The organism is Vibrio sp. Vb0888, assembly GCF_033338835.1.
In the GTDB taxonomy this organism is placed as follows: domain Bacteria; phylum Pseudomonadota; class Gammaproteobacteria; order Enterobacterales; family Vibrionaceae; genus Vibrio; species Vibrio alginolyticus.
The window spans coordinates 89,009-113,967 of sequence record NZ_JAWOTL010000013.1; the positions used below are offsets into that span (position 1 = coordinate 89,009).

General features: G+C 43.4%; 22 protein-coding genes. 9 read left to right on the forward strand and 13 right to left on the reverse strand.

Going from position 1 to position 24,959, the window contains the following annotated elements:
• Positions 1-4: 4 nt before the first annotated feature.
• The 5 genes from sctC to R7P72_RS17530 all read right to left on the reverse strand — a co-directional run bounded on the left by sctC (position 5) and on the right by R7P72_RS17530 (position 5,329).
• Positions 5-1,879 (reverse strand): type III secretion system outer membrane ring subunit SctC, encoded by a 1,875-nt coding sequence (gene sctC, locus R7P72_RS17510; RefSeq protein ID WP_054575042.1) that lies wholly within the window; start codon positions 1,877-1,879, stop codon positions 5-7.
• The gene (locus tag R7P72_RS17515) at positions 1,876-2,304 is read right to left on the reverse strand and encodes a YscB family type III secretion system chaperone (RefSeq protein WP_054575043.1); all 429 of its coding nucleotides are present in this window, start codon (positions 2,302-2,304) and stop codon (positions 1,876-1,878) included. The genes sctC and R7P72_RS17515 overlap by 4 nt, the downstream gene beginning before the upstream one ends.
• A 12-nt stretch (positions 2,305-2,316) precedes the next feature.
• Positions 2,317-3,297: a T3SS regulon anti-activator ExsD domain-containing protein gene (locus R7P72_RS17520; RefSeq protein WP_005377193.1), complete on the reverse strand. Its 981-nt coding sequence runs from the start codon at positions 3,295-3,297 to the stop codon at positions 2,317-2,319.
• 148 nt (positions 3,298-3,445) lie between these two features.
• Positions 3,446-4,306 (reverse strand): AraC family transcriptional regulator, encoded by an 861-nt coding sequence (locus R7P72_RS17525; protein ID WP_005377191.1) that lies wholly within the window; start codon positions 4,304-4,306, stop codon positions 3,446-3,448.
• 609 nt (positions 4,307-4,915) lie between these two features.
• Positions 4,916-5,329 (reverse strand): YscW family type III secretion system pilotin, encoded by a 414-nt coding sequence (locus R7P72_RS17530; RefSeq protein ID WP_054575044.1) that lies wholly within the window; start codon positions 5,327-5,329, stop codon positions 4,916-4,918.
• A 388-nt stretch (positions 5,330-5,717) separates the two neighbouring features.
• Here R7P72_RS17530 and exsC point away from each other — a divergent pair, with 388 nt between their 5' ends.
• Positions 5,718-6,164 carry a type III secretion system regulatory chaperone ExsC gene (gene exsC, locus R7P72_RS17535; protein ID WP_005377174.1) on the forward strand — a complete coding sequence of 149 codons (447 nt, stop codon included), beginning with the start codon at positions 5,718-5,720 and terminating at the stop codon, positions 6,162-6,164.
• An 8-nt stretch (positions 6,165-6,172) separates the two neighbouring features.
• The gene (gene exsE2 / locus R7P72_RS17540) at positions 6,173-6,478 is read left to right on the forward strand and encodes a T3SS regulon translocated regulator ExsE2 (protein WP_054575045.1); all 306 of its coding nucleotides are present in this window, start codon (positions 6,173-6,175) and stop codon (positions 6,476-6,478) included.
• Between the two features lie 126 nt (positions 6,479-6,604).
• On the opposite strand, the gene R7P72_RS17545 is transcribed toward exsE2, so the two are convergent.
• Positions 6,605-8,125 carry an aldehyde dehydrogenase family protein gene (locus R7P72_RS17545; protein WP_005377169.1) on the reverse strand — a complete coding sequence of 507 codons (1,521 nt, stop codon included), beginning with the start codon at positions 8,123-8,125 and terminating at the stop codon, positions 6,605-6,607.
• Positions 8,126-8,364: 239 nt separating this feature from the next.
• On the opposite strand from R7P72_RS17545, the gene R7P72_RS17550 reads away from it, so the two are divergent.
• Positions 8,365-10,131 (forward strand): sigma-54-dependent Fis family transcriptional regulator, encoded by a 1,767-nt coding sequence (locus tag R7P72_RS17550; RefSeq protein WP_054575046.1) that lies wholly within the window; start codon positions 8,365-8,367, stop codon positions 10,129-10,131.
• Positions 10,132-10,192: 61 nt separating this feature from the next.
• Here R7P72_RS17550 and R7P72_RS17555 read toward each other — a convergent pair whose 3' ends face one another.
• Complete coding sequence (locus R7P72_RS17555; protein WP_005377165.1) at positions 10,193-10,330, reverse strand: hypothetical protein; 138 nt, start codon at positions 10,328-10,330, stop codon at positions 10,193-10,195.
• A gap of 578 nt (positions 10,331-10,908) precedes the next feature.
• Between R7P72_RS17555 and R7P72_RS17560 the strand changes: the two genes are divergently transcribed.
• Entirely contained in the window at positions 10,909-11,112 is a 204-nt protein-coding gene (locus R7P72_RS17560) for a hypothetical protein (RefSeq protein WP_005377162.1), read from the forward strand.
• A 10-nt stretch (positions 11,113-11,122) separates the two neighbouring features.
• Here the strand turns inward: R7P72_RS17560 and R7P72_RS17565 are convergent, their stop codons facing one another.
• The 4 genes from R7P72_RS17565 to zwf form a co-directional block, all read right to left on the reverse strand.
• The gene (locus R7P72_RS17565) at positions 11,123-11,650 is read right to left on the reverse strand and encodes a hypothetical protein (protein ID WP_054575047.1); all 528 of its coding nucleotides are present in this window, start codon (positions 11,648-11,650) and stop codon (positions 11,123-11,125) included.
• A gap of 218 nt (positions 11,651-11,868) precedes the next feature.
• Positions 11,869-13,317: a decarboxylating NADP(+)-dependent phosphogluconate dehydrogenase gene (gnd, locus tag R7P72_RS17570; RefSeq protein ID WP_005377160.1), complete on the reverse strand. Its 1,449-nt coding sequence runs from the start codon at positions 13,315-13,317 to the stop codon at positions 11,869-11,871.
• A gap of 38 nt (positions 13,318-13,355) precedes the next feature.
• The gene (gene pgl / locus R7P72_RS17575; RefSeq protein WP_005387158.1) at positions 13,356-14,072 is read right to left on the reverse strand and encodes a 6-phosphogluconolactonase; all 717 of its coding nucleotides are present in this window, start codon (positions 14,070-14,072) and stop codon (positions 13,356-13,358) included.
• Positions 14,069-15,571: a glucose-6-phosphate dehydrogenase gene (gene zwf, locus R7P72_RS17580; protein WP_213907339.1), complete on the reverse strand. Its 1,503-nt coding sequence runs from the start codon at positions 15,569-15,571 to the stop codon at positions 14,069-14,071. Before zwf ends, pgl begins: the two co-directional genes overlap by 4 nt.
• 537 nt (positions 15,572-16,108) lie before the next feature.
• On the opposite strand from zwf, the gene R7P72_RS17585 reads away from it, so the two are divergent.
• The gene (locus R7P72_RS17585; RefSeq protein ID WP_005377157.1) at positions 16,109-17,074 is read left to right on the forward strand and encodes a helix-turn-helix domain-containing protein; all 966 of its coding nucleotides are present in this window, start codon (positions 16,109-16,111) and stop codon (positions 17,072-17,074) included.
• Positions 17,075-17,173: 99 nt separating this feature from the next.
• Positions 17,174-19,309, forward strand: coding sequence for a TonB-dependent siderophore receptor (locus tag R7P72_RS17590; protein WP_005377151.1), 2,136 nt, complete (start codon positions 17,174-17,176; stop codon positions 19,307-19,309).
• Between the two features lie 91 nt (positions 19,310-19,400).
• Here the strand turns inward: R7P72_RS17590 and R7P72_RS17595 are convergent, their stop codons facing one another.
• Both R7P72_RS17595 and R7P72_RS17600 read right to left on the reverse strand, forming a co-directional pair.
• Positions 19,401-20,087 carry a response regulator gene (locus R7P72_RS17595; protein ID WP_005377133.1) on the reverse strand — a complete coding sequence of 229 codons (687 nt, stop codon included), beginning with the start codon at positions 20,085-20,087 and terminating at the stop codon, positions 19,401-19,403.
• A complete protein-coding gene (locus tag R7P72_RS17600; RefSeq protein ID WP_005377131.1) occupies positions 20,084-21,703 on the reverse strand; it encodes a sensor histidine kinase in 1,620 nt (539 codons plus the stop codon). The genes R7P72_RS17595 and R7P72_RS17600 overlap by 4 nt, the downstream gene beginning before the upstream one ends.
• A gap of 476 nt (positions 21,704-22,179) precedes the next feature.
• On the opposite strand from R7P72_RS17600, the gene R7P72_RS17605 reads away from it, so the two are divergent.
• The 3 genes from R7P72_RS17605 (at position 22,180) to R7P72_RS17615 (ending at position 24,937) form a co-directional block, all read left to right on the forward strand.
• On the forward strand, positions 22,180-22,407 hold the full coding sequence (locus R7P72_RS17605) for a hypothetical protein (RefSeq protein ID WP_005377125.1): 228 nt from the start codon (positions 22,180-22,182) through the stop codon (positions 22,405-22,407).
• Between the two features lie 130 nt (positions 22,408-22,537).
• Positions 22,538-23,953 (forward strand): TolC family protein, encoded by a 1,416-nt coding sequence (locus tag R7P72_RS17610; RefSeq protein WP_005377123.1) that lies wholly within the window; start codon positions 22,538-22,540, stop codon positions 23,951-23,953.
• A 3-nt stretch (positions 23,954-23,956) separates the two neighbouring features.
• The gene (locus R7P72_RS17615; RefSeq protein ID WP_005377122.1) at positions 23,957-24,937 is read left to right on the forward strand and encodes an HlyD family secretion protein; all 981 of its coding nucleotides are present in this window, start codon (positions 23,957-23,959) and stop codon (positions 24,935-24,937) included.
• The last annotated feature ends 22 nt before the right edge of the window (positions 24,938-24,959 follow it).

Consider the following 24,959-nt stretch of genomic DNA (forward strand, 5'->3'; position numbering starts at 1 on the left):
GCGGTTAAGACTCCTCTGAAGGGCGCGCGCACTCACTTTGTGAGTCATCACATTCCAATACTTTCACCCGCCAACCCTTTTGTCCTGTTGGTAATTGGCACTGCGTTAATTGAGACGACTTTTGCTGTGACAATAAGTCTTGTTGATAGCGCTCGGCTTGAACCCTCGATGTGCAGCTATATACTTCCACTACCGATTTAAATTCAGCGCTATTGTTGGAGATGTTGTTAAGCTTGCCGATACTTGGTCGCAAGTCATATTCGTTGCCAATCAACACACTATCGCCAATACCATCCACAACAATTCGAGGTTCTAAAATAAACATTCGTACTGTGCGGCGCTTAGTATTGGTATTACTTCTAAACAGCGCGCCTAAATATGGGATGTCTCCTAGCAATGGCACTTTACGTAACTGATGGCTCACTTCATCTCGGTACACACCACCGATAAGTAAGCTTTGCCCTTGTTTAACCGTCGCTAAGGTGCTGATTTCAGTTTTACGAACGGAAGGAAGATCATCGACGCCACCATCAGCGATCTTTGCACCGTCTTCGAGATGAAGGCTCAGGTTAATTTCAGGTCGTGCAGCAAATCTATCACCAACGATACGTGGGACAATTCTCAGTAACGTGCCATACGTGACCTCTTCCAGCGCTGCGGTTTCTTTACCAACCAGCTTGACGTAAAACGTGCTGCTGTTGTTCAGTACCGCTTCGACATTTTCCTGAGTTAACAATGTTGGTCTTGAAACCACTTGAGCACTGCCTTTGGATTCCAATAAACGAATTTGAGCCAGCAAGTAATTTAGGTTGGTTGAATCAAGCAAGGACTTAAAGTTCTGTCCACTGCCGAGCGTCACATCCCCCGAATTCACATCACCTGTTGTTTTGATATCGACAATGCGGTTGTTTCCGACAGACACTCCTGCTCGCCAATCCACGCCTAACTGACTTAAATCGTTGGCACTGATATCGACAATCGATAGCGCGACTTCAATTCTTGATTGCGGCTGGTCTAATTGCGCGACCAGTTTACGATAGAGCGGTAATCGTGCTTGAGTATCACGAACGATAATCGCATTAAGGCCCGGCTCTGCTTCAACTGTTGCGCCACCATGAACTGAGGCGGTTTTATTACTTTTTACAGGCTTATCTGAACTGGTAACTTCTTTGCTAGACGCACTCGCCACTTGCGTTTGAACACCAGACACGACCCGTTTTAACACCGATGCGATGCCCGGGACCGTAATTGTCTGATCTCGATATGCAATTTCTCTATCCGTTGCAGAAGCGTACTTCAAAGGAATTATCTCAACGAATAATTCGTCGGTTGAATTCGATTTCTGCAGCAAGCGCGTTTCCAATGCCTCCGCCGTTTGTACCACTAAGTCGACATAACGTGGAGGACCCGCAAGATAGACTAACCCTTTACTCTCAGCAGCTCTCCAGCCATAACGAGAATCCCAAACGCCGGTGGAAATTAACGTACTGCGTAGCTCTCTAGCCGTAAGTAATTCCAATTGAAGTAAACGTGAGCGAGTTTCTGTCGCCTTATAGACATGTAAGACGGCACCATCGAAATACCACATCAAGTTGTACACTTGCGATAAGTAATCGAGGAATTCCGCCGGATCTTCAGGGGTAAAACGCCCATTCACTCGATCGTTGACTTTGTCACTAACAGAAACCGAGACACGATAATTTGCACCGAAGTTATTCAACAACTCTTTTAATGAGTCATTATCTGCATAGTAGCGGAACGGTTGTTCGGGCCAGTGTAAGTCTGTTGCTTGCGCGTATCCCAAAGGAACAACACTCACTGCGCATAACAATGCCTTTGTTGCAGCACGTCTAATGTTGGGAAAGATTTTTAGCATCATGGTAACCACACTGTATGGTTGATTGTGTGGTTCACGCGTTCTTGTTCCAATAATGCAATGTAACGTTCACATAGATTGACGTGCTTAGAAAGTAAAGTAGAGAACCGTTCCACCGAACAGTCCTCAACCCTTACTTTACTTTGCAAAATCAATTGCTGATCATCATTGGTTGTCAGTACGCCGCCATCCTCACGAATGGTTTTTAATGAGAGCTGCATGCAACGTTGTAACGCTTGTTCTTGTTGATAATCTAGATGCTCTTTAAACTGGAAGGGTAACGTCGCTTCCCATAAAATCCATGACGCATGTTGCTTGATGGTCAGTGATAACTGGTCAACCTCGATGTTGTAAGAACCATTTTCTGAGGCAATAAAATCCCCTACCTTTAGCGCTTCCGCTAAAGATTTCATCATCTTATCTAACATTTAACGCCCTATTTAGATCTGGCTGAGGTGATTGCAAGCCTGGCCGCACTGACCACTTTGAGTATCAAAATAGTAGTGATCGATATCACCAACAGTTTGCATGTTCTTGAACCATTGCCATACTTTCGCAACCGCATTTTGGTCGTTGTAAACCACATCGCATGCATCCCAAACTTCGTTCAGCTCAGGGGCTTCAAGTCGCACTTCCGAACACCAATTTTTCCACTCAGAAATAAATTGTTCGGTTGTCGAGGTGTACTCCGCGAACCCTTTCAGCTCGTCTAAAGACGGTTGCCACTTCTCAATTAACAAACGATGACATTCAATCACTTGCAACTGTTGTTCGCTTAACGTCCCAAGTTGCTTTTTAAGTTGATGCTGCTGGCTCTTAATGAGATCGAGTTGCTGTTGAACAAAGACGGCACTGGTGTCTTCCCCTGATAGCTTCGACCAATATTCCTTCTGAATATCGAGTTGATTGATAAGTTGTTCAACTTTAATCGAAGCATGAAGAGCACTTTGATCGACTTGTCGGTTAATCCACTCGTTGAGTGATAAATGGAAACAAAGCATCAACGTTTTTGGGACAGCCAAATTAAAGCGAAAGCCCAGACGAGAGTTGATGTAGTCCAGCCTTTGTTCGAACGTTGTGATTGTGCTGCTATCACTGAGCTGCGATCCAATTTCCAAAAATAAACGCATGGCAAACCGGTCTATCGAAGCACCAAGTTTTTGATACGTTTTTACTAACTGGCTAGCGCACAGGCTATCGACGACATTTCTATCCAACAAGCGTTGAAGTAAAGATAACTGCTCATAATTTATGACGCCTTCACTCAACAATTGTCGGTGATTGACGTGCACAACATTGAGATCCTGCGTAGGTTTCGAGGCGCTTTCATAACGAGCTCCTCTTTGTAAAACAGTCACTTTCCGCTGTGTCACTATGCTGTCTGGAAAAAGCGAACGGCGTCGCCAATGCTGCTTTTTCATTTATGTTCGTCTCCGCACCCCTTTCGAACAATCCAGAAAGAAAGAGATGTAATAATTTTTAATCGTTCGTTGTTACACGATACATAATAGAATTTACACTGGTTAGTGACTTTCAAAATTAGTCAGAAAATTTTAGTCCCAAGTCATTTCATTTCGCGATAGCCACTTGATCGTCTCCCGAACGTACGCGGCTTGGGGTCGTTCCAAAACGACGACGGTAACTCTGCGTAAAGTAAGACTGGCTGGAAAACCCTGCCTCCATCGCCACATCTACGATGCTCATCTTGCTCGTCAACAGCAGTTTATGAGCATGCAGTAGTCGACGCTCACTGATCCAAGCTCTTGGAGAAATGCCATAGTGCTCATTAAAAAGCTCTTTAAAAGTGGTTAAGCTGGCACCAAACTCCTGCGCGTAGTCTGTCAACTTCCATTCTTTTAAGTAATGCTGTTCCATAAATCGACGTAACCGTTCCGACGTACGGTTTGTTTGTTGTGACAGCAACGCATACAGTGATTCTCCTCCTTTGCTGTGTAGCAAGAGAATGAGTAGTTCTTCGTATTTTAGGCACATAATGGCATCAGGGTACGCTTGTTGCTCAAGCGTCTGCATGCTGGAAAGCACTTGTTCAACGAGTATGTTCAAACCAAAAGTAAACAAACCAGAACAAACTTTGTCTACCTTAGGCAGCATCATCAAGAGATCACTGTGTTTTTGCAGCAACTGACTAACGAGTTCATTGTCGTAGGCAATAATCGACGCTTTGTATGCCCCATCTAGCGGAGAGTACTCTAACAAGTAATCCCCTTGGGATAGAAATACCCCATTTTCTGCAGCAACATCGATTGTGCAATCACCTGTTTGAACTCGAAGCTGACCATTGTGAACGACAACAATGTGAGACTGGTCTGAGTGAAATACTTCGTCAGATTTTTCATAGCAGGAAAAACTACGAATTTTTCGTGAACTCGAGTCGACCCTTTCTGAGTTTAGTTGGCCTGACACATCCATTTTCTACCCTTCATTATTTTGAGTTTCTCAGTGCAAATGTTGAGAAACTTTCAAAGCACTACTTTGATTGTTGTTATTTCTAAGTACTGCTGTATGAATTAAAGAAGCAAAGAAAAGAGCATAGAAGTTCTATCACTTACCATACCCCCCGAATAATTAGCAAATAACCCAAGCATTACCTTTACCTAAAGGTAAAGGTTTGACTTAGTAAATTTCTGCTGTCCGTCTTTATTATTTTTATCAGATAGCGTTTATCATTAGCCAAAACTTAAATATCATTTCGTTATTTAAGTTTGGTTGTTTTGTTATACATTAGAATACAATTAAATAGATTTCGGCACCGTTTCGAGAACAAAATTAAATTTCCAAAATCATAAAAATGTATATTTTATAGCCTAAAACGCCAAGCCAACGTGTTCAAGGAGCGAGATATAATCATAAAAAATACTGTTTTTGCAACAAGTATGAGTCTAAAAAACAACTGACCCGATGACTTCAAAGTCATGTAATTAATGTTTATAAAAGACAACAAATCTTTCACAACAGGAAAGATATAGTCTTTATTTTTATAAATTAGAAAACTCTAATAAAAATGTAGTACTTAAAATTTTATCTGTTTATTTTTGGAACAAGAATCAAGTTTTCTTGTTTATTTCCCTCAAAAAATAAATAGTTCTTTTCTTTTTCCGCAACGAGATCACCGTTTGAATAAAGCTTTCCAATAATCTTCATTTTTCCTTCACCAGCTTGAATTGGTGCAATTAAAAACGAATACTGCACAGGCAACTGAACACCTTGGTAGCTCTGAGATGCCGATTTAAGGCATTGATTATCAATAATTTTACATATTTCCACTTCAAGAGAAGTAATCGAAGGTGGAAAGTAGCCGTCGACAGAAACCCAACCATAGACTGATGCCTGACTCTGTGTATCAAAGCCATCCACCCCATTAACGGACACAGTCTGACTGCACCCACTCAGTATGAATAACCCAATAAAACCAGCCCATATAGAATTGTTCATTATGACCCCATAAACTTATTTTATATAATCTAGCTCATTTGAAATTCACACAATTCTTTATGTAAAAATATAAAAGATCAACTTATATTTATACTACAAGCGGACAATAAATCGCATTTTTCAACAACACGTAGTTAACATGGACTGTAATTTCAAAAGCAGTTTCTGCTCACTTTCATTCCTTCCTTAATTGAAGTTTATTAGAGAAAAATGATATTCATATATCTCATTGCCATTGAGATATGCATCTGAACACATTTACTTTTGCCTTTCTATTTCTCTCAACACATTTAAAAGCCAAAATATAATAACAACCGACTAATATTGATAAACATGAAGAGATACATCTAATATTTTCCTTGATAAAATTTCAAAAGGGACTATTCCTATGTCAGCACGCCAAACTATCGATGAGATTTTGCTAAAGTTTGCTCATCAAATAGGCTTGCCTGCACTGCATCTAACGGAAAATGAAGTAAGCTTAGCCTTTGATGATAATCTAAGGGTGCATATCATCTTTCATCCAGAATCGACAACTCTGCAGCTCGAAGCTGAGATTGTTGGCCTTCAAATTGTAAATTCCGATCTCTACCGCTCTTTCTTGGCCTTTAATTATCACTGGCCTGAGCACCAGTTATTTTTTAGTTTAGATAACCACCGACATGTCCTATGTTTAAACCGACTCATTAACATTAGGCGACTGGATTACGAATATTTTGAAACAGCTTTAGCAGAATTGCTGACGCACAGCGAGTCGTGGGAAGCGTTATTGTCTTCGCATGTAACCATTGATGAGGCACCACCGATGCCACAAACTTTAGACTTGAGAGTTTAGGTGTCTTTATGTCCAATGACATCCAATCCACATACACCAATTCATCGGTTCATGACGTTCAACAAGCGCAGCAAAGTGATGCAGTGCCGCAAGGAACGTTTCATGGCCGTAAAGTCACCCTACTCTCCTCATCAGAAAGCAGTATGACGCGAACAAGCTCTAAAAGAGAGCTTGGTGAATGTTTAAATCAATTTGCCAGTCTCGAATCTTGCAATCGCGTTTTGGACTTTGATCCGCAACTCAATATTGACAAGCAAAACGCCGCCGTAAAAAAGCTTATGGAACGAAAAGTGGCGATAATTCAACGTTCCTGATATCACAATATAAGCAGGTTAAACATCTAAGTTAACCTTCAGCCGACAAGCTCACGCTAATAAAAAACCCCGAAGATTCGGGGTTTTGATTCATACAGCTTTTTCTTTATTAATTACTTAGTTTCACTAGAAGAAGCCTAACGGGTCGATGCTGTAGCTAATCAGCAAGTTCTTCGTGTTCTGGTAGTGATCCAGCATCATCTTGTGCGTTTCGCGCCCGATACCCGATTTTTTGTAACCACCGAACGCTGCGTGTGCAGGGTAAGCGTGGTAACAGTTGATCCAGATTCGACCAGCTTCAATATTACGGCCCATACGATATGCGACGTTCGCATCACGTGTCCAAACACCTGCGCCTAAGCCATATTCGGTGTCGTTTGCGATTTCCAACGCTTCAGCCTCATCTTTGAATTTGGTGATAGCAATCACTGGGCCAAAGATTTCTTCTTGGAAGATTCGCATCTTGTTGTGGCCTTCCAACATGGTTGGCTGAATGTAGTACCCCTGGTTGATAGACTCTGGCTGTTCTGACACTCCACCACCAAAGACCACTTTTGCGCCTTCTTCACGGCCGATCTCCAGGTAACTTAAAATCTTATCAAACTGTTCTTGAGAAGCCTGAGCACCAACTTGAGTATCGGTATCGAGCGGATTACCTTGTTTAATCAGCTGTGCACGTTCCGTCAGTTTCTCTACAAACTTGTCATAAATCGCTTCATGAACCAGTACGCGAGATGGACAAGTACAAACTTCACCTTGGTTGAAGAAACCAAGTAACGTACCTTCGATACACTTGTCAAGATACTCATCTTCGTAATCGAAGATATCTGAGAAGTAGATGTTTGGAGATTTACCACCTAATTCAACTGTCGATGGGATCAAGTTGTCTGCTGCACATTTCAGAATGTGGTTGCCAACTTGCGTAGACCCGGTAAAAGCGAGTTTCGCAATGCGGTTGCTGGTTGCTAATGCTTGACCCGCTTCAGAACCATATCCGTTTACAACGTTGATGACACCAGGAGGAAGAAGGTCACCGATTTTTTCCATCAGAACCAGAATGGATGTTGGGGTTTGCTCTGCTGGCTTCAATACCACACAGCAACCCGCCGCTAGTGCCGGTGCTAGTTTCCAAGCCGCCATCAACATTGGGAAGTTCCACGGAATAATTTGACCAACCACACCAATCGGTTCTGGGAAGTGGTAGCTTGCGGTGTGCTCATCCAGTTCTGCCGCACTGCCTTCTTGTGCGCGAATACAGCCAGCGAAGTAACGGAAGTGATCCACTACTAAAGGTAAATCTGCCGCCAAGGTTTCGCGAACTGGTTTGCCGTTTTCCCAAGTTTCTGCAACTGCAAGCTCTTCTAGATGCTGCTCAATACGGTCAGCAATTTTCAGCAAGATGTTCGAACGTTCTGTCACGCTGGTTTTGGCCCATTTTGCTCTGATGTTGTGCGCGGCATCCAGTGCTAAATTAATATCTTCCTCGCCAGAGCGAGCAACTTTACAATACGCTTGTCCGTTGATTGGTGAGATATTGTCAAAGTACTCACCACCCGTTGGTTTTACCCATTCCCCACCGATAAAGTTATCGTAATGCGATTTAAAGTTAACAATGGCATTTTCACTACCTGGCTGTGCATAGATCATAACTCTTCCTTTTGTTTCTCGTTCAATGTGTTATTGCAGTGTCGTATCGCACTGTTCACAAAGAGCATTACGCAAGTCACACGCCAACTACACCACACTTGTTGTTAATTAAATGTAAAACTATGATTACCAAGCGATAACAAACCAAGTGAGCGACGTTTGAGCGGATGTATGGTGTGAACACCAATGTTCAAGTGTTCCAAAATGGCACACCCTCACTGTGACAAAATGGTACAGTCATGGAACTTCAACACATTAGCGATAACAATTGGCTTTCAACTTCATGGGTCAGAAGTGAACAAGCGGGTTTAAAACAGCGTCGACGCCCTGAAGATATTCGAGTAACGCCAGCAACGCTCCAAGATAGGCGTCACCAACTCAACTTTTTGCTAGAGGCAGTCACTCAATTTGCGCTCCCTTTGTTTAATCAGCTATTTGCTCATAGCGACAGTCGCTTAATTTTGACGGATTCAGATGGTGTCATCATCGGCAGTTGGGGACAGCCTAGATTTCGTGAGAAGTTGACGGAAATCTCGCTAAGCTCTGGAGCATGCTGGCAAGAAAAGGTCAAAGGCACCAACGCGATTGGTACAGCCTTGGTTGAAGCAAAGCCCGTTTCTGTTATTGGTGATCAGCACTTTATCCAACACCATCGTTTTATTAGCTGTTCGGCTAATCCTATTTTCGATCATCTTGGTAACCTCATTGGCGTATTAGATATTACGAGCGAGCAAAAGAGACATGACTTCTCAACGCAAGTACTAGTACAAAACATGGTCCAGCAAGTGGAGAATCAACTACTTAACTTGATTCCACAAGGGCATATTCGTGTGGATTTAGCGTGCGAAAAAGGTTTACTGAATAGTGGTTGGCAAGGAATTATCATTGCAAATGAAGACGGACAAGTTTTGGCTCACAATCAAGTAGCCTCTCAACTTTTTGCGCAAAAAAATATCATTGGGCAATCCTTAGACGACATTCTATCCACTCGGGGAAATGAGCACCCTTTCGTTTTCAAAACAAAACCGCTTACCGATAAAGATAGCAAGGTCAAGTCTCGTGCTGTAGCGGCGTCCAATGATCTTCATTATGGCGACTCCGCTGTTGAGCACTGTTGGCAGCAAGCCAATCGCGTCATCGATAAAGACATCAGTTTGTTGATTATCGGAGAGACTGGTGTTGGCAAAAACGAGTTTGTAAAAGCACTCCATAAAAACAGCCAGAGAAAAACGGGACCGTTAGTTTCCGTCAACTGCGGAGCGCTACCAAAAGATCTGCTTGAATCTGAATTGTTTGGCTACGTAGCCGGTGCCTTTACTGGCGCAAACAGCAAAGGCTATCAGGGAAAAATTCGCCAAGCACACAAAGGGATTTTGTTTCTAGATGAAATCGCAGATTTACCCTTGGAAGCTCAAAGCCGATTGCTCCATGTATTGCAAGATAAAACCGTGCTTCCCGTGGGTTCCAACCAAAGTATTCAAGTCGATACGCAAATCATTGCAGCCACGCATAAAGATCTGGAACATTTGGTCAGCGAAGGATTGTTCCGCCAAGATTTGTATTATCGCCTTAATGGCTTGATCATTGAGCTACCTCGCTTTGAGGAACGTGATGACAAACGACAACTGATTGAGAACATTCATCGGCGTCACGCCGAATCTGAACAACAGCTTTGCCCTCACCTCCTTTCTCTGATGCTGTCTTACTCATGGCCAGGAAATTTGCGTGAACTCGATAGTTTAATAAAAGTATCCGCCTTAATGGCGCAAGGTGAAGAAATATTGGAACTCACACACGTCCCAGCCCACCTAAGTAAGAAACTAAGCCAAGCTCAAGAAGGAGCAGCATCCGCTGAACCAACTTCAGAACTGCGTGCAACCGTCGAAGATAAGTTGCTCAAAACATATCAAGCCAACCAGGGGAACATTAGCAAAACGTCTCGTATGCTTGGTGTGAGCCGAAATACCATTTACAGAAAGTTGAAAAGCCTTGGCATATTAAGTTAATTCTACGACCTCAGATACAAAAAGAGCACCGTTGCGGTGCTCTTTCTCTTTGAAACCTAGCTTACAGGCCGCCTTGTTGTTGTGCCTGTTTTACTAATGCCTGACGTTGAGTTTCCTTCTCAGAGATCACTTGATTGTCCTTGTGCATTTCCTGTTCCAATTCTGCTGGAATGAAAACAAAGTACTTGTTAAGAGTCATCTTAGAACCTCAATTTGCTGTGTTAATTACCTTCTTGGTCGACGTAAACAAAACCAGAAAAACATGTTTTACTGGATCCTTGTTGCTAGTTTCAAAAAATAAAGGATGTTCATATAATAAACATCCTCCATGTGGGCGCTAATTATAGGCGTAGTTTAGAGGCTTACCTAGCACTCTTTTTCACCTTTTGTGCAATCTGAGTTTCGATCGAAAAACAGATTTAATTGCCCGTAGTTACTAAGGTATTGTTAAACAGAGAAAAAAGCTTTTACTGTAACTGACGACAGGGATGAGCTTACGAGTGTAGGTTCACTTGCAATTGTGTATCGTAGAGTTCGAATACGATAATAATAGCGCTACATGCCCTTAATCTGCGTAGTTAAAAACTTTGAAGTGATAGACAACCGAAGTCATATCTGTGCAACTCAGTTTAACGATTTGTCTACCAGTTCAATATTTCACCTTTTTTGAGAAATCTTTAGCCACTTTTTTGTATGAAACGTCCCAAAAGAGCAGACAATTAAAAGTGTGGCATATGACCACAATTGTCTACCCCCACTTAGCTTCGGGAGGCGTTTATGAAAAGTAACAAACTTGGCCATGTGATGTCTTTCAGCAGAATGTTTTCCTTCATTGCATTCTTGACGGCCACATTCGCATGGATTCTCAGCATGTACGCCCTATTTACTGTTTCTTTAGTGGCTCTTGTGGTCAGTGCAATTCTCTACCTAAAAGACAGGTTTTATCAAAACAAGAAAACGACCACTGAAAAGAGCGCCTAGGCGCTCTTTTCTATTGAATGTCATTTCTGTGTGACTTGATATAGTTATCAATCCGTTCGAGTTCGTGAAAATAGCCATACATACCAATACGATTAATTTCTGGTTCTATACAGTATTTTTCTTCTTTTACCATAGCTTCTACAAACATTCCGCTTGATGCAATTGTGAAAGGTGGGCACGCTGAGTAACCATTATTTTCTGCAATATACTTCAATCGCCCAAATTCAAAAATTTGACCTGGAATAGCAACGATAAGGGACAAGACAATTGTTATAGTTATCACTTTAATCGGCACTTTGACTAACTGAGTCATTCGATCAAATAAAATATAGACCAATAATGTAGGGCACAAGAGTAAGCTTGCGATACTTAAAACATATGACGCATCAATGTAGACCACTTGAAAACCACTACTGAGCTGACGCGGTAGAGATTCGAAAACGAAATGATGATAAAGGCGATAGATGGAGTAAGTAATCAGTAATATGAACATAAGCAACACGAAAGCTGTGTGAAATGGATGCTTCTGTTGTGTCATTTCTATTACCTTATAATTGAGGAGACGGCAGAGAGCGGCTTAGCTTCACTCTTCGAAGAGAAATATTAAACTGTTAGCAAATGCATGCTCTCCCATTTCTGAGAAGTGCGTGACGAATCAACGTTTAATGTAACTTTTAAATCTACCAATATCTTACAGACGCAAAAAAGGATGCCACTTGGGCACCCTTTTGCTTTGATCAGCTTACTGACCGCGGATTAAACGTCGTAAGTTGTGGACGCTGTGTCGCCGCCTGTACCAGTCCAGTTAGTGTGGAAGAATTCACCACGTGGACGGTCAATGCGCTCATAAGTGTGAGCACCGAAGTAGTCACGTTGAGCTTGAAGCAGGTTCGCTGGTAGACGAGCTGTTGTGTAACCGTCTAGGAAAGATAGCGCAGAAATCGTACATGGCATTGGGATACCAGACTCTAGAGATTTCGCTGCTACTTTACGCCATGCTGCTAGGCTGCCTTGTAGGATGTTTTTGAAGTACTCATCAGAACCAAGGAATGCGATGTCTGGGTTCGCTTCGTACGCATCACGGATGTTGCCTAGGAACGCAGAGCGGATGATACAACCACCACGCCACATTAGTGCTACGTTACCGTAGTTTAGGTCCCAACCGTTCTCGTTCGATGCTTCGCGCATTAGCATGAAGCCTTGAGCGTAAGAGATGATCTTAGAAGCTAGTAGCGCTTGACGTAGTGCATCAACCCACTCTTGCTTGTCGCCTTCAACCGGAGTGATTGTCTTACCGAATAGAGATTCAGCTTCAACACGTTGGTCTTTCAGTGCAGATAGACAACGAGAGAATACAGACTCAGAGATAAGTGTTAGTGGAATACCTAGGTCTAGTGCGTTAATACCAGTCCATTTACCAGTACCTTTTTGGCCTGCTGTGTCTAGGATCTTCTCAACGAGAGGCTCACCGTCTTCATCTTTGTAGCCAAGGATGTCAGCCGTGATTTCAACAAGGTAGCTGTCTAGTTCAGTCTTGTTCCAATCAGCGAATACTGCTTGCATCTCGTCAGCAGACATACCAAGACCGTCTTTCATGAACTGGTAAGCTTCTGTGATAAGCTGCATGTCACCGTATTCGATGCCGTTGTGTACCATCTTAACGAAGTGACCAGCACCATCGTTACCAACCCAGTCACAACATGGCTCACCAGCGTCAGTTTTCGCAGCGATACCTTGGAAGATAGGCTTAACCGCTTCCCATGCTTCAGCAGCACCGCCAGGCATGATAGATGGACCGAAGCGCGCACCTTCTTCACCACCAGATACACCAGTACCGATGAAGTGGATACCTTTTTCACGTAGTGCAGCAACACGACGGTTTGTATCTGGGTAGTTAGTGTTACCACCGTCAATAATGATGTCGCCTTTGTCTAGCAGAGGTACTAGCGCTTCGATGAACTTGTCTACAACGTCACCAGCGCGAACCATCAACATTACTTTACGCGGCGTTTCTAGCTTCTCTACTAGTTCTTCTAGAGAGTATGCACCGATGATGTTCGTGCCTTTTGCTGGACCTTCCAGGAACTCGTCTACTTTAGCAGCAGTACGGTTGTGAGCAACCACTTTAAAGCCGTGATCGTTCATGTTTAGGATAAGGTTTTGACCCATTACTGCTAGGCCAATTACACCGATATCACCTTTCATTGTTTCTCTCCAATTTTATTTCATCGACGAGCAGCGTCTTAAGCAATTTTTGCTGCCGCGTCTAAATCTAAATACCATTCCGTTAGGCCCGATTTCGCTTGAATCTTAGCCGCTGGGTATGGCAGTGCGTGTGCTGGTGAACTGTTAATTTCTTCAACAATGTCCGCTTTTCCTGCACCAAGCACTAAGTAACTAATGCGTTTCGCTGCTTCTAATACGCGTGCGGTTTTCGACACACGAAGTTGGCCCGATTCAGGATGCGACGCCACAAGAGATAGGTTCGCATCATCATAATTCGTTTGGCCAGGGAACAGAGAAGCTGTATGACCATCTGCACCAACGCCTAATAAGATCCAGTCAAACACAGGTGTGCCGTTTTCATTCGGGATTACCTCTGCCATCTCTTTTGCAAAGCGCTCGGCTTCTGCTTTAGGCTCATCTTCGCCACGGATGCGGTGAATGTTTTCTGCAGGAATATTTACTTGGCTAAACAACAACGTGTTCGCTTCACCGTAGTTGCTTTCTGCATCGTCAGGGGCAACACAACGTTCGTCACCCCACCAAAAGTGGAGGTTTTCCCATTGAATGGAGGTTGCGTAAGCCTCTGAAGCCAGTAGTTTAAACAGCATTTTAGGAGTGCTGCCGCCAGAAAGAGAGATGTGAACAGGTCTGCCCATTTCGCTAAACGCTTTCATATCGTTAGCTAGGCTTTCAACTACCTGTTCTGCTGTTTGGTAGATCTTATGGTTGATCATAGTTCACAGTAATCCGTATCTGTTAAGTTTTTACATGGGAAACGCCAAGCGCGGCCATCACGCTGTAACAAGTCATCTGACTCTTTAGGTCCCCAAGTGCCGCATGCGTACCCGAAGAGGGATTGTGGATCTTGCTTAAAATCTAAGATTGGCTGTACGTATTGCCAGCACGCTTCCACCGCATCACTACGTGCAAATAGCGTAGCATCACCATTCAAAGCATCAAGTAGAAGACGCTCGTATGCCGTTAGCATTTGCGTTTCTTGCAGGTCAGCGTAATGGAAGTTCATTTTCACTTCCTTCGCTTCAAAGCCTGCGCCTGGCTCTTTCAAGCCAAAGCTCATTTGAATGCCTTCGTCTGGTTGAATACGAATGATCAGCTTGTTTTCTGGTGCGTTTTGACCAAACACAGGATGCGGTGTTTGTTTAAAGTGGATAACCACCTCAGTAACGCGTGTTGGAAGACGCTTACCAGTACGCACGTAAAATGGCACGCCATTCCAACGCCAGTTGTTGATGTACGCTTTCAAACCGATGTAAGTCTCTGTACGAGAATCGTCTGCAACTCCCGGCTCTTCACGGTAGCCGCGTAGGCTTTGCCCACGGACTTCAGACGCCGTGTATTGGCCTAATACTAGGTCATTGCGCAGAGCGTTTTCGTCTAATGGCTTTAGGCATTGAAGCACTTTTACCACTTCATCACGCATCGAGTCTGCATTGATTTGCGCTGGTGGTTCCATACCTACCATTGCTAATACTTGTAGCAAGTGGTTTTGGAACATGTCGCGCACAGCGCCAGAGTTGTCGTAGTAACCACCACGCTCCTCTACGCCAAGGAATTCTGCGCCTGTGATTTCAACGTAATCAATGAAGTTACGGTTCCAAAGCGGCTCAAACATCGCATTAGAGAAACGAAGCACAAGTAGGTTTTGTACCGTTTCTTTACCTAAGTAATGGTCAATTCGGTAGATTTGATGCTCTTGGAAGTGCTCGTGAATTTCTTTGTCCAGAATACGCGCCGATTCAAGATCATAGCCGAATGGTTTCTCAATGATCAGGCGTTTCCAGCCATCATCTTCACTGTTAAGACCATGTGCTGCAAGACTTGCAGGGATCACACTGTATAAACTTGGTGGGGTTGCTAAGTAAAAAAGCGTATTGCGTTGCTCGAATTGATATTCGTCCGCAAGTTGGTCTAAGCGAGAAGATAGCTTACCGTAATCTTGTGTGTCAGAAGTATTAATTGCTTGGTAGTGCAGATGGTTAATAAATGCATCAAGCGTTTCTGGCTCAGTCTTTTCCATTTCCTGAAGCGATTTTTTCAGCTTCGCGCGGTAAGACTCATCACTGTATTCAGTGCGACTTACACCCAGAATGGCAAAATTCTCTGGAAGCTGCTTGTTCGCGTAGAGGTGGTATAAAGCAGGAATGAGCTTACGGTACGTAAGGTCACCTGAAGCACCAAAAATAACGATGCTGCTGTTTTCTGGTATTACCATCATCTTTCCCTTAAAAACGAGGTACTTATTGTGTGCCCGGATACGGCTAGAGAATGAGCCAACCCTATCAATGGCACCTCAAAATAGAAAATTGGTCTTACCTATTACGTTGATAGGTAAAGTCTATGGGCCCAAAGAACCTCAAGAAGTTGCATTTCCGATTCTTGGAAACACGACGTATTGAGGTCATTTAAGTCACTTATGTCTCAAAAGTACACACTGTACTCGCTGGAGGAGAGTCCGACACGGGGCAATATTGTCTACGACTATTTGATTTACATCAACACTTGCCAGTGCAAACGTTTAAATAAGTTGCACAAAACGTCATAAGCGATTGTATTTTATTGATAAAAAAAGTTTCATCTGAACGCTCCAGAATTTAAGCAAAAACTCTAATATGGGCAATAATTACTCATACTTGCAATCCATTACAGTTTTATCGTGATCTGTGTTACTTACTTTTTATTTCATCATCCTATTGATAATGATACTCAATTAAAGATAATGAAATCACTATTAATGTGAAAGTAGAACGCCATGAAATCAAGCGCCATTAACCCACACCCCATAAACCGAATACAATCGGTGCTTGACTACATTCACACCAACTTAGACAGCACTCTGAGCGTAGATGAAATATCGAAAGCAAGTTGTTGGTCGCGCTGGCAACTGCAACGCGTATTTCAACAACACACTGGCGTATCCGTCGCTCACTACATCAGGGAGCTTAAACTTAGCCTTGCGGCTGAGCGCTTAATCCATACTTCTGACCGCTCGTTAGATATAGCGATAGAAATGGGATTTACATCTGAACACGCATTTAGCCGAGCGTTCAGGAATATGTTTTCAAAAAGCCCCCGTGAATATCGAAAAACGCAACAGCTCTCCGGGTTGAGACAACCTTTGACGCTGCGTAAGACACCAAAAGAAGAGAAAAAACATCAGCGCTTTATTGAAGTTCGAATAGAAACAAAACCGGCTTTTGAACTTGCTGGTTATCATGAACCTATTCACGGATTGTTTTCCGCTGCGCCCGATTTCCAATCCAAAGTACCGTCACTTTGGTCACGTCTTTATTCATCTGAAAACCTTAACAATTCGGAAAGTACTTACTTTGGCGTGATTGATGTGACTCAAGCGTATTCAAACAACCAACAACTTGAGTATTGGGCAGGTTATGAGTGCAGTCCAACAGCAAACGCACCAAGATCAACGAACTCTTCCAACTCGGGGCTAGACCTCTTGGCTGTTCCTGAGCAAACCTACGCCGTCATTACACACATAGGCAAAGCATCAGAGCTCGCCTCAACGCTGGAATGGTTTATTTTACATTGGCTACCCTACTCTAATTATCATGCTATCGATGGTTATGAGTTAGAGCTTTATCCAGAAGGTTATGATGTTGATAGCGAACAAGCACAAATGCAGTATTGGATTCCTGTCGAGCCAAACGACTCGCTATCTTTAAAACCTAAGAACAGAAGAATAAGTTCCAAAGATTAGTGTTTTGCACCAAATTGTTAACTTTTCCTATTTCTTTGAATATAGAATACAAATAACAATCATTATCAATAAATAGAAAAAGTAGTGGAATTTATAAATATGGAAAGTCCGATTCGATTTCATCGTTCAGCGGTTGCTATCGTCGTATCCGCATTGCTCGCTGGCCACGCCAATGCGACTGAGAGCGTATCCCAACACGAAACGATTACGGTGCTAGGAGAAACATACCGAAACACCGCAACTAAAACCGTTTTAGAACCGGAGGAAACACCGCAAGCAATCACGGTAATCACTAAAGATGACATGGACCTGCGCGGCGTAAACTCGGTGAGCGAAGCATTGCGTTACGCGCCTGGCGTAAATACAGAATTGCGTGGCGGTGCCGTTTCCCGACTTGACCTATTCAATATTCGTGGTTTTATTAACTACACCAACTTTTATGATGGTCTTCCTTTGCTGTACAACGGTTGGAACCTTCAACCGCAGGTCGATTCCGTTGCTCTTGAGCAAATCGAGGTTTTTAAAGGGCCAACGTCTGTTCTTTACGGCAATATTCCACCAGGAGGTATGGTCAACATTATCGCCAAGGCGCCTCAGTCAACACCCTCGCACTCTGTCTCGATTAGTACAGGGACTAACAGCCTAAAAGAACTGACGTTCGACACCACAGGACAAATTGGTGATTCTAATGTGGATTACCGTATCGTCGGCCTGGCAAAACAGCGAGATGGTCAAGCCGATACGTCTGAAGATGAACGTTATGTACTCGCCCCATCTTTCAATTGGCAAGCGACAGAAAGCACATTAGTGAACGTGAATGTTTACTATCAAAATGATCCATCAGCAGGTATCTACACGACTGTGCCTGCGTCTGGCTCAGTGATTAAAAACCCACTTGGCTCGATGTCACCAAGCACTTATTTGGGGGATGAGGACTGGAACACTTACGAACGCGAAGTTCTGATGATGGGTTACAAAGTCCAACACGACTTTAACAACAATTGGCAATTTCTACAGAATGCCCGCTACATGACCGCCGATGCCTATCAGGAAAACACATATAACGGTGCACTTGAAGCGGATAACCGTACCGTTGGTCGAAATGCCTATTTAACCGATGAAAAGTCCAAATCCTTTGTGATTGACAACCAACTATCTGGCTACGTTAAAACAGGAAATTTTGAACATAACTTATTGTTCGGGCTTGATTATCAGTATCTAGATTCAGATGTAAAATACAAAGACACGCTTGGGTATTCGCTAACTCAGGACATTTTTAATCCTGACCACAACAGCATTGATCGTAATGCACTGAATTTCCAATACAAACAAAACTTAGATATCAAAACGAAGCAGATTGGCGTTTATTTCCAAGATCAAGTTCGTTACGACCAACTTGTAATGATTGCAGGTCTTCGTTGGGATAAATACGATTCAAATACAGACGCCGTTAGCGATTATCTAGGAGCAGTATCCAACAGCAAGGAAGAGTTAGACGATACCAACGTATCTTTCCGAGTCGGTGGTTTGTATGAGCTAGACTTTGGTCTCTCGCCATATCTTACTTACTCGGAAAGTTTTGAGCCAATTGCGGGTGCCGACTCTTCTGGTAAAGCATTTGAGCCATCAACCGGTCATCAATGGGAGTTAGGCTTTAAATACGCCCCATTATCTGGTGATATCTCAGGTAACTTAGCACTCTTCCATATTACGAAGAAAAACGCGATCTTGACCGATCCGAATAACCCATATGCACCGAACTATCAAGCGGGCGAAGTGGTATCACAAGGTATTGAACTTGAGGCAAAATGGCAAGCCACAGCACAAGCTGATTTCACTCTAGGCTATACATATACCGATATGGAGATTACCGAGGACAGTTATTACAACCAAGAAGGTAAAACGCCGGTTTGGGTACCTGAGCAAACGGCCTCTCTATGGGCAAATTACTTCTTTGAAGGAAATCTTTCAGGCCTTCGTACCAGTGCTGGCGTTCGCTATGTCGGAGAAGCACAAATTGATGCGCAGAATAGTCAAAAAGTACCGGACTACACCTTGTTTGATTTGGCAGCAAGTTACGATTTCTCAACGGTATCTGAATCAATGAAAGGGGCTAGCGTCACGCTTTCTGCAAGCAATCTATTCGATAAAGAATACTATTCTTGTTACGACAAAAATAACTGTTGGTTTGGCGCTGAGCGCTCTATCGAAGCGAAGTTAGAATACAACTTCTAACCTCTTAGAGCGGAACAGCCGTAATTTGTAAAGCGATGGTTTCTACAATAAGCCATCGCTTTTTATTTTGCATAGAGCATCAATATAAACGCTACCGTGTCACTTTTTTATAGCACCTTTCCGGCCTACCTACCGACCCATAGTTTAAATCAGCCTCTAGTTCACCTGTGCTGATCAGATACTCCAAATAGCGCCTCGCCGTTGTTCGGCTCGCGCCGATCTTTTCGCCTGCCTCATCAGCGGTCAGCGCACTGCCATTTGGGAACAACTCTCTGATCTTGTCTAGGGTTACACCATCAATCCCTTTTGGTAATCGGTTCGGCAAGTTGTCTTGATTGGCATGAGACTGCAGCATTTTATCAACGAGGTTCTGATCCAAACTCTCCACGATGTCTAGTTGTTGGCGTTGGGACACATACTTTTTCAGTGCGGCATCTAAGCGTGGAAACATCACGGGTTTTAACAGGTAATCGACAACGCCACCCCTCATCGCCTGTTGTAATGTATCGACATCCCTTGCGGCTGTAATCAAAATGACATCACACGTTTGGTTACTTGCACGCAGTGTATTTAGTATCTCAAGCCCTGTGCCATCGGGAAGATAGACATCCATCAATAGTAAATCTGGCTTAAGAATGTCGAGTTGCATTTCTGCTTCCATTCTCGTGGTCGCAATTCCAACCACTTCCAAACCTGTCAGTTGGCTTAAGTATTTGTGGTGCAGCTCAGCAATAGCCAGATCATCTTCAATGATCATTACGCGAGTCGCCATACTCATAATTGTTCTTCCTTGGGTAAGTACACCGTTATTCTTGTCCCATAATTTGTATTGGGTATCATCTCAACATGGCCGTGATATCGAGTAGCAAGCTGATTGACAAGGTGTAACCCAACACCTCGATTTTGGCGAGATTTCGTCGAAACGCCTTTTGTAAATAATGTTTGTGGATCCATTGTTTTTGGGAGGCCACAGCCATGATCTATCACCTCAAGTATCACTTCATTTCCGTAATCGCTAACGGACACATCAATGTTTCTGCGTTCTGACGCAACATTTGATTCATCGCGAATTGAAGTTAACGTGGCATCGAAAGCGTTATCAATCAAATTACCCAAAATTGTGACTAGGTCTTCCGAATTTAGCCACTCAGGCAGGGGCTCCAGACGACTGCCTTCCTCAACCACCAGTTGTAAGCCTAACTCGCGAGCACGTTCAGTTTTTCCAAGCAGCATACCTGCAATTAGCGGGTCCTTAACGGTATCTCTTAAAAACTCAATCATTGCTTGATAGTGAGCGGTTTCTTGTCCAATTAACTTTTGCACCGCATCAAGCTCACCCATTTGTACTAGCCCGCTGATAGTGTTTAGCTTATTGCGATGCTCATGGGTTTGCGAACGTAACAAATCTGCATATTCCTTGGTTTGTGATAGCTGCTCGGTTAGATCATTAATTTCATCCCTTAAACGGAAACTCGATACCGCCCCCACGATTTTTCCATCAACATAAATTGGAGAGCGATTTGCAATCAGGCGCTTATGATTAAGGAATATTTCAATATCATGATCTTCCTGCCCACTTTCTAACACTGTATATAGATCGCTATCACGCAGCGTATCAGTCAAAGGTTTATTGAGCGCTGATTCTCTATCAATACCGAGAATCTGGCAGGCACTACGATTTATCGAGCGAAGTATCCCTTGGGCATCAATGCTTAACACGCCCTCTTTGATAGTGCTCATCGTCACTTCTAATTCGCCGTACAACCGCCCTATCTCTTCAGGCTCAAAGCCTAAAATGGCGCGCTGAAACTTTCTCGACGCATAATTGGATACAATGGCATTAGCGACGACAACTACGATGACCATTAAAATCAAAAAGGCCAAAAATGGTTCGATGCGGTCTTGCAGTCGGTCGAGCAAATAGCCAACCGAAACCACACCAATGATGTTCCCTTCCTCGTCAAAAATCGCAGCTTTACCACGAACTGAATAACCTAACGAGCCCTGTGCCGTCGAAACATAAGACAACCCCTGTTCTAGCGCTCGACGATTGTCGCCACCTCTCATTGGCTTGCCCAACCGCTCATCAACAGGGTGGATTAAGCGTACTCCCTTATGGTCGCCAATAACGATGAATGCAGCACCTATGGCTTCGGTTAATTCTCTAAAGCGAAGTTGGTATGGCTGGGGGTTTTGGGTTTCGATCATTTCACGAACAACCGCTGAGTCCGCTAAAAAACGGGCAACACCCAGTGCTTTTTCTCCCATTTCTTGCTCTTGATTGATTTTGAGATAAGTGAACCCCGCGGCGACAAGCAATAACAGCTCTATCAACCCCGATAGCGTCATGATAATGAGCATCCGCTTACGAAAGCTGATGGTTTTCCAACTCATTGATACATCCTTGTGATTCACTCTTGAGCGTAACGTTAACACTCAGTTAACAGCATGACGTTGTCGCGGTGATAAATCTGTGAGGAAGGCAAACAAACCGCAGAGTTTACGGTTAATTAATCGACGAGCTGAAACATAAAATTACAACCATTCACCAAATTTAGCATTCCTCTCTGATACTCAATTCCATACATAAATTGCCCTTAAAATCATGATCGCGATCACATCGATTTTAGCGGTTTTTGAGGCGTTTTTAGACTTTACAACGTATAATTTTTAATCAACGAAACCAATGAGAGTTTCGGTTTGAAAGCAGTGAAGCTGGAAGTCTATTAAAAGCTCAACATTGATGTCAGTGGTTTGGACAAAAATAAAACAAAACACAAATACTGACTACATGACAAACACTTAGACACCATCTGAAAACTGGAAAACTATAAACAGAGGTGCATTTATAGTTAGAAGGAACACCAAACATGGAACGCGATACCTTTGGAATATGCCTGAATAAGGCGATGCTGTCAGAGAATATGTATTCAACATTTACACACGTCAGGGCTTATGAAAAAAACGGAGGCGGTACTTCTGATCTCAAAGTCCTGTTATCGTTCCCTCAAATGAGTGGAAAAGATCTATTGAATACGATGCGAGGTTCTCGTCAGCTCGAGTGGAGAGCGGAGTTTCACTGTCCATATACGAAATAAATTTGTAACATCTCCTGCGCCCAGCACAAATATAACTGGGCGCATACTACTGCCCAATTTTCCCTCCTACTTAACACTCAGTTACGAATCCTTTATATTAGAGCTAATACTCTACGACAAAGCAGCCATTATGAAAAAAACAGGAAAGTTTTGGATACTGGGCTTACTTAGCAGCTCGATTTCCCTAGCCTGTCATGCGGCACCGATCACTTTTGGTACCGCATGGCAGCTATTGCTAGAAAACAACTATTCTCTCAAAGCTCAACGCTCAAACGTCGAGAACTACCAATACCAAGAGAGTGCCACCAGCAATCTCAACTTACCTCAGGTTACTATTGGCGCGAATTACACGCGTTTAGATACCGATATCACGCTGTCGGGAAAACAGATCCTAGACAGCACAGGAGCACACATTAACGTACCTCCTGCTTTTCAGCCTATTTTTGGTGCCTTAGCTAATACCACTTCGACCATAACCGAGCGCGATATTTTCTCTTCGTCTATTCGTGCCATTTGGCCAATTTTTACTGGTGGTCGAATTTCTGCGGCTCAATCAGCAGCAGAAGGCAAAACGGATGAGGCGAAAAGTCAGCTTCTAATGGAACAACAAGCGCGTTTTGAAGATTTATCGAAGTACTACTTTTCTGTCGTACTGGCAAAGGAAGTACTCGCAACGCGGCAAGCGGTTGAAGCAGGGCTAAAAAAGCATCGAGATTTTGCCATTAAACTTGAAGAGCAAGGACAAATCGCGCACGTTGAGCGCCTGCAAGCCGAGGCTTCTTTAGATAAAGCATCTGTAGAAACACGTAAAGCAGCCAGCGATTTGAGTATCGCTCAGGCTGCATTAGGTAAATTACTCGCGCAAGATGATGCCGTAGAGCCCGCTGAATCTTTGTTTATCAACGACAGTCTTCCCCCTCTTAGCGCTTTTGTCGATCAAACGTTGCTTACCTATCCGGGGTTAGAACTTCTGAGCGCTAAACACAAACAAGCCTCTAGCTTAATCAAAGCAGAAAAAGGGAAATACTACCCTGAAGTTTATCTTTACGGCGACTACAGCTTGTATGAAGACGATTCTCTCGCAAGCCAAATGAAGCCAGACTGGTTAGTTGGTGTTGGTGTCAGCATTCCACTGATTGAATCATCAGGGCGAAGCGAAAAAGTCAAAGCCGCTCAAAGCGTCGTCTCGCAGGTCGACTCATTAAAGTCCCAAGCCAAACAAGACTTATCGCTGTTAGTCCAAAAGACATACTTGGAGGCTCAGCAAGCCATTGATGAAGTACAAGGGCTCGCATCTAGCATTGAACTCGCTAACGAAAACCTGCGCTTGCGTGAAAAAGCATTTACTCAGGGTCTGTCGTCTTCTCTGGATGTTGTGGATGCACAACTTTATGTCGCGAGTATAGAAACACAACGTTCAGCGGCGCGTTTCCGCTATTTAATATCTTTAACCAAGCTACTCGCATTGAGCAGTGAAATGAACAGCTTCGAACAATATCAAAATACCGCTTATATCCCTGCTTCAACATCCAAAGAGGTGAAATAAATCATGGCAGCTAAATCACTAAAACCCGTTTTACTCTCACTTTGTGCTTTGGGTGTTGCCTCTTGGGTTGGGTATCAATTTTACCAAGCCTATCAACCGGAACCGATCCGCTTACAGGGATTAATTGAAGCCCAGCAATACAGCATTTCCTCAAAAGTCCCAGGGCGTATTGATGAGGTCATGGTACGTAAAGGCGACGATGTAGAGAAAGGTCAGCTTATTTTTACCCTTCATAGTCCTGAAATTGAAGCGAAGTTAGAACAAGCAAAAGCAGGTGAAAAAGCGGCGGACGCCTTAGCTCAAGAAGCTGAGAAAGGCGCACGTGAGCAACAAATCCAAGCAGCAAAAGATCAATGGATGAAAGCCAAAGCCGCTGCGAATTTAATGGAAAAAACCTACAATCGTGTGAATAACCTTTATAACGATGGCGTGGTTGCAGAACAAAAACGCGATGAAGCTTTAACTCAGTGGCAAGCAGCGAAATACACAGAAAGTGCCGCGTTTCAAATGTACGAAATGGCAAAAGAAGGCGCTAGAAGTGAAACCAAAGTGGCTGCGGCGGAAAAAGCGCGCATGGCATCAGGTGCCGTAGCCGAAGTAGAAGCGTACGCGAAAGATACTCAGATCTACAGCTGGTTTGACGGCGAAGTCTCTCAAGTTCTACTTCAAAGTGGTGAATTAGCACCTCAGGGCTTCCCGGTTGTTACTGTGATAGATACAGAAGATGCCTGGGCGACACTTAATGTGCGTGAAGATTACCTTCAACACTTTAAAAAAGGAGCAACCTTTGATGCCTATTTGCCTGCCTTAAACAAAAATGTTGAGTTCAAAGTAACGCATGTTGCCGTTATGGGTGACTTTGCAACGTGGAGAGCAACCGATGCTTCTCAAGGTTTTGATCTTCGTACCTTTGAAGTAGAAGCTCGTCCAGCTCAACCCGAACCTGAACTGCGTATGGGAATGAGTGTTGTCGTTGAACTTTAATCACAACCACTAGGTTAATGCT

What these genes read in the sequence shown, in the direction of transcription:
- R7P72_RS17610 (WP_005377123.1), top strand. Translation starts at nt 22,538, where the DNA reads ATGAAAAAAACAGGAAAGTTTTGGATACTGGGCTTACTTAGCAGCTCG.
- R7P72_RS17550 (WP_054575046.1), top strand. Translation starts at nt 8,365, where the DNA reads ATGGAACTTCAACACATTAGCGATAACAATTGGCTTTCAACTTCATGG.
- sctC (WP_054575042.1), bottom strand. Translation starts at nt 1,879, where the DNA reads ATGATGCTAAAAATCTTTCCCAACATTAGACGTGCTGCAACAAAGGCA.
- gnd (WP_005377160.1), bottom strand. Translation starts at nt 13,317, where the DNA reads ATGAAAGGTGATATCGGTGTAATTGGCCTAGCAGTAATGGGTCAAAAC.
- R7P72_RS17530 (WP_054575044.1), bottom strand. Translation starts at nt 5,329, where the DNA reads ATGAACAATTCTATATGGGCTGGTTTTATTGGGTTATTCATACTGAGT.
- exsC (WP_005377174.1), top strand. Translation starts at nt 5,718, where the DNA reads ATGTCAGCACGCCAAACTATCGATGAGATTTTGCTAAAGTTTGCTCAT.
- R7P72_RS17595 (WP_005377133.1), bottom strand. Translation starts at nt 20,087, where the DNA reads ATGAGTATGGCGACTCGCGTAATGATCATTGAAGATGATCTGGCTATT.
- R7P72_RS17605 (WP_005377125.1), top strand. Translation starts at nt 22,180, where the DNA reads ATGGAACGCGATACCTTTGGAATATGCCTGAATAAGGCGATGCTGTCA.
- R7P72_RS17585 (WP_005377157.1), top strand. Translation starts at nt 16,109, where the DNA reads ATGAAATCAAGCGCCATTAACCCACACCCCATAAACCGAATACAATCG.
- R7P72_RS17520 (WP_005377193.1), bottom strand. Translation starts at nt 3,297, where the DNA reads ATGAAAAAGCAGCATTGGCGACGCCGTTCGCTTTTTCCAGACAGCATA.
- pgl (WP_005387158.1), bottom strand. Translation starts at nt 14,072, where the DNA reads ATGATCAACCATAAGATCTACCAAACAGCAGAACAGGTAGTTGAAAGC.
- R7P72_RS17560 (WP_005377162.1), top strand. Translation starts at nt 10,909, where the DNA reads ATGAAAAGTAACAAACTTGGCCATGTGATGTCTTTCAGCAGAATGTTT.
- R7P72_RS17615 (WP_005377122.1), top strand. Translation starts at nt 23,957, where the DNA reads ATGGCAGCTAAATCACTAAAACCCGTTTTACTCTCACTTTGTGCTTTG.
- R7P72_RS17545 (WP_005377169.1), bottom strand. Translation starts at nt 8,125, where the DNA reads ATGATCTATGCACAGCCAGGTAGTGAAAATGCCATTGTTAACTTTAAA.
- R7P72_RS17525 (WP_005377191.1), bottom strand. Translation starts at nt 4,306, where the DNA reads ATGGATGTGTCAGGCCAACTAAACTCAGAAAGGGTCGACTCGAGTTCA.
- R7P72_RS17565 (WP_054575047.1), bottom strand. Translation starts at nt 11,650, where the DNA reads ATGACACAACAGAAGCATCCATTTCACACAGCTTTCGTGTTGCTTATG.
- zwf (WP_213907339.1), bottom strand. Translation starts at nt 15,571, where the DNA reads ATGGTAATACCAGAAAACAGCAGCATCGTTATTTTTGGTGCTTCAGGT.
- R7P72_RS17515 (WP_054575043.1), bottom strand. Translation starts at nt 2,304, where the DNA reads ATGTTAGATAAGATGATGAAATCTTTAGCGGAAGCGCTAAAGGTAGGG.
- exsE2 (WP_054575045.1), top strand. Translation starts at nt 6,173, where the DNA reads ATGTCCAATGACATCCAATCCACATACACCAATTCATCGGTTCATGAC.
- R7P72_RS17600 (WP_005377131.1), bottom strand. Translation starts at nt 21,703, where the DNA reads ATGAGTTGGAAAACCATCAGCTTTCGTAAGCGGATGCTCATTATCATG.
- R7P72_RS17555 (WP_005377165.1), bottom strand. Translation starts at nt 10,330, where the DNA reads ATGACTCTTAACAAGTACTTTGTTTTCATTCCAGCAGAATTGGAACAG.
- R7P72_RS17590 (WP_005377151.1), top strand. Translation starts at nt 17,174, where the DNA reads ATGGAAAGTCCGATTCGATTTCATCGTTCAGCGGTTGCTATCGTCGTA.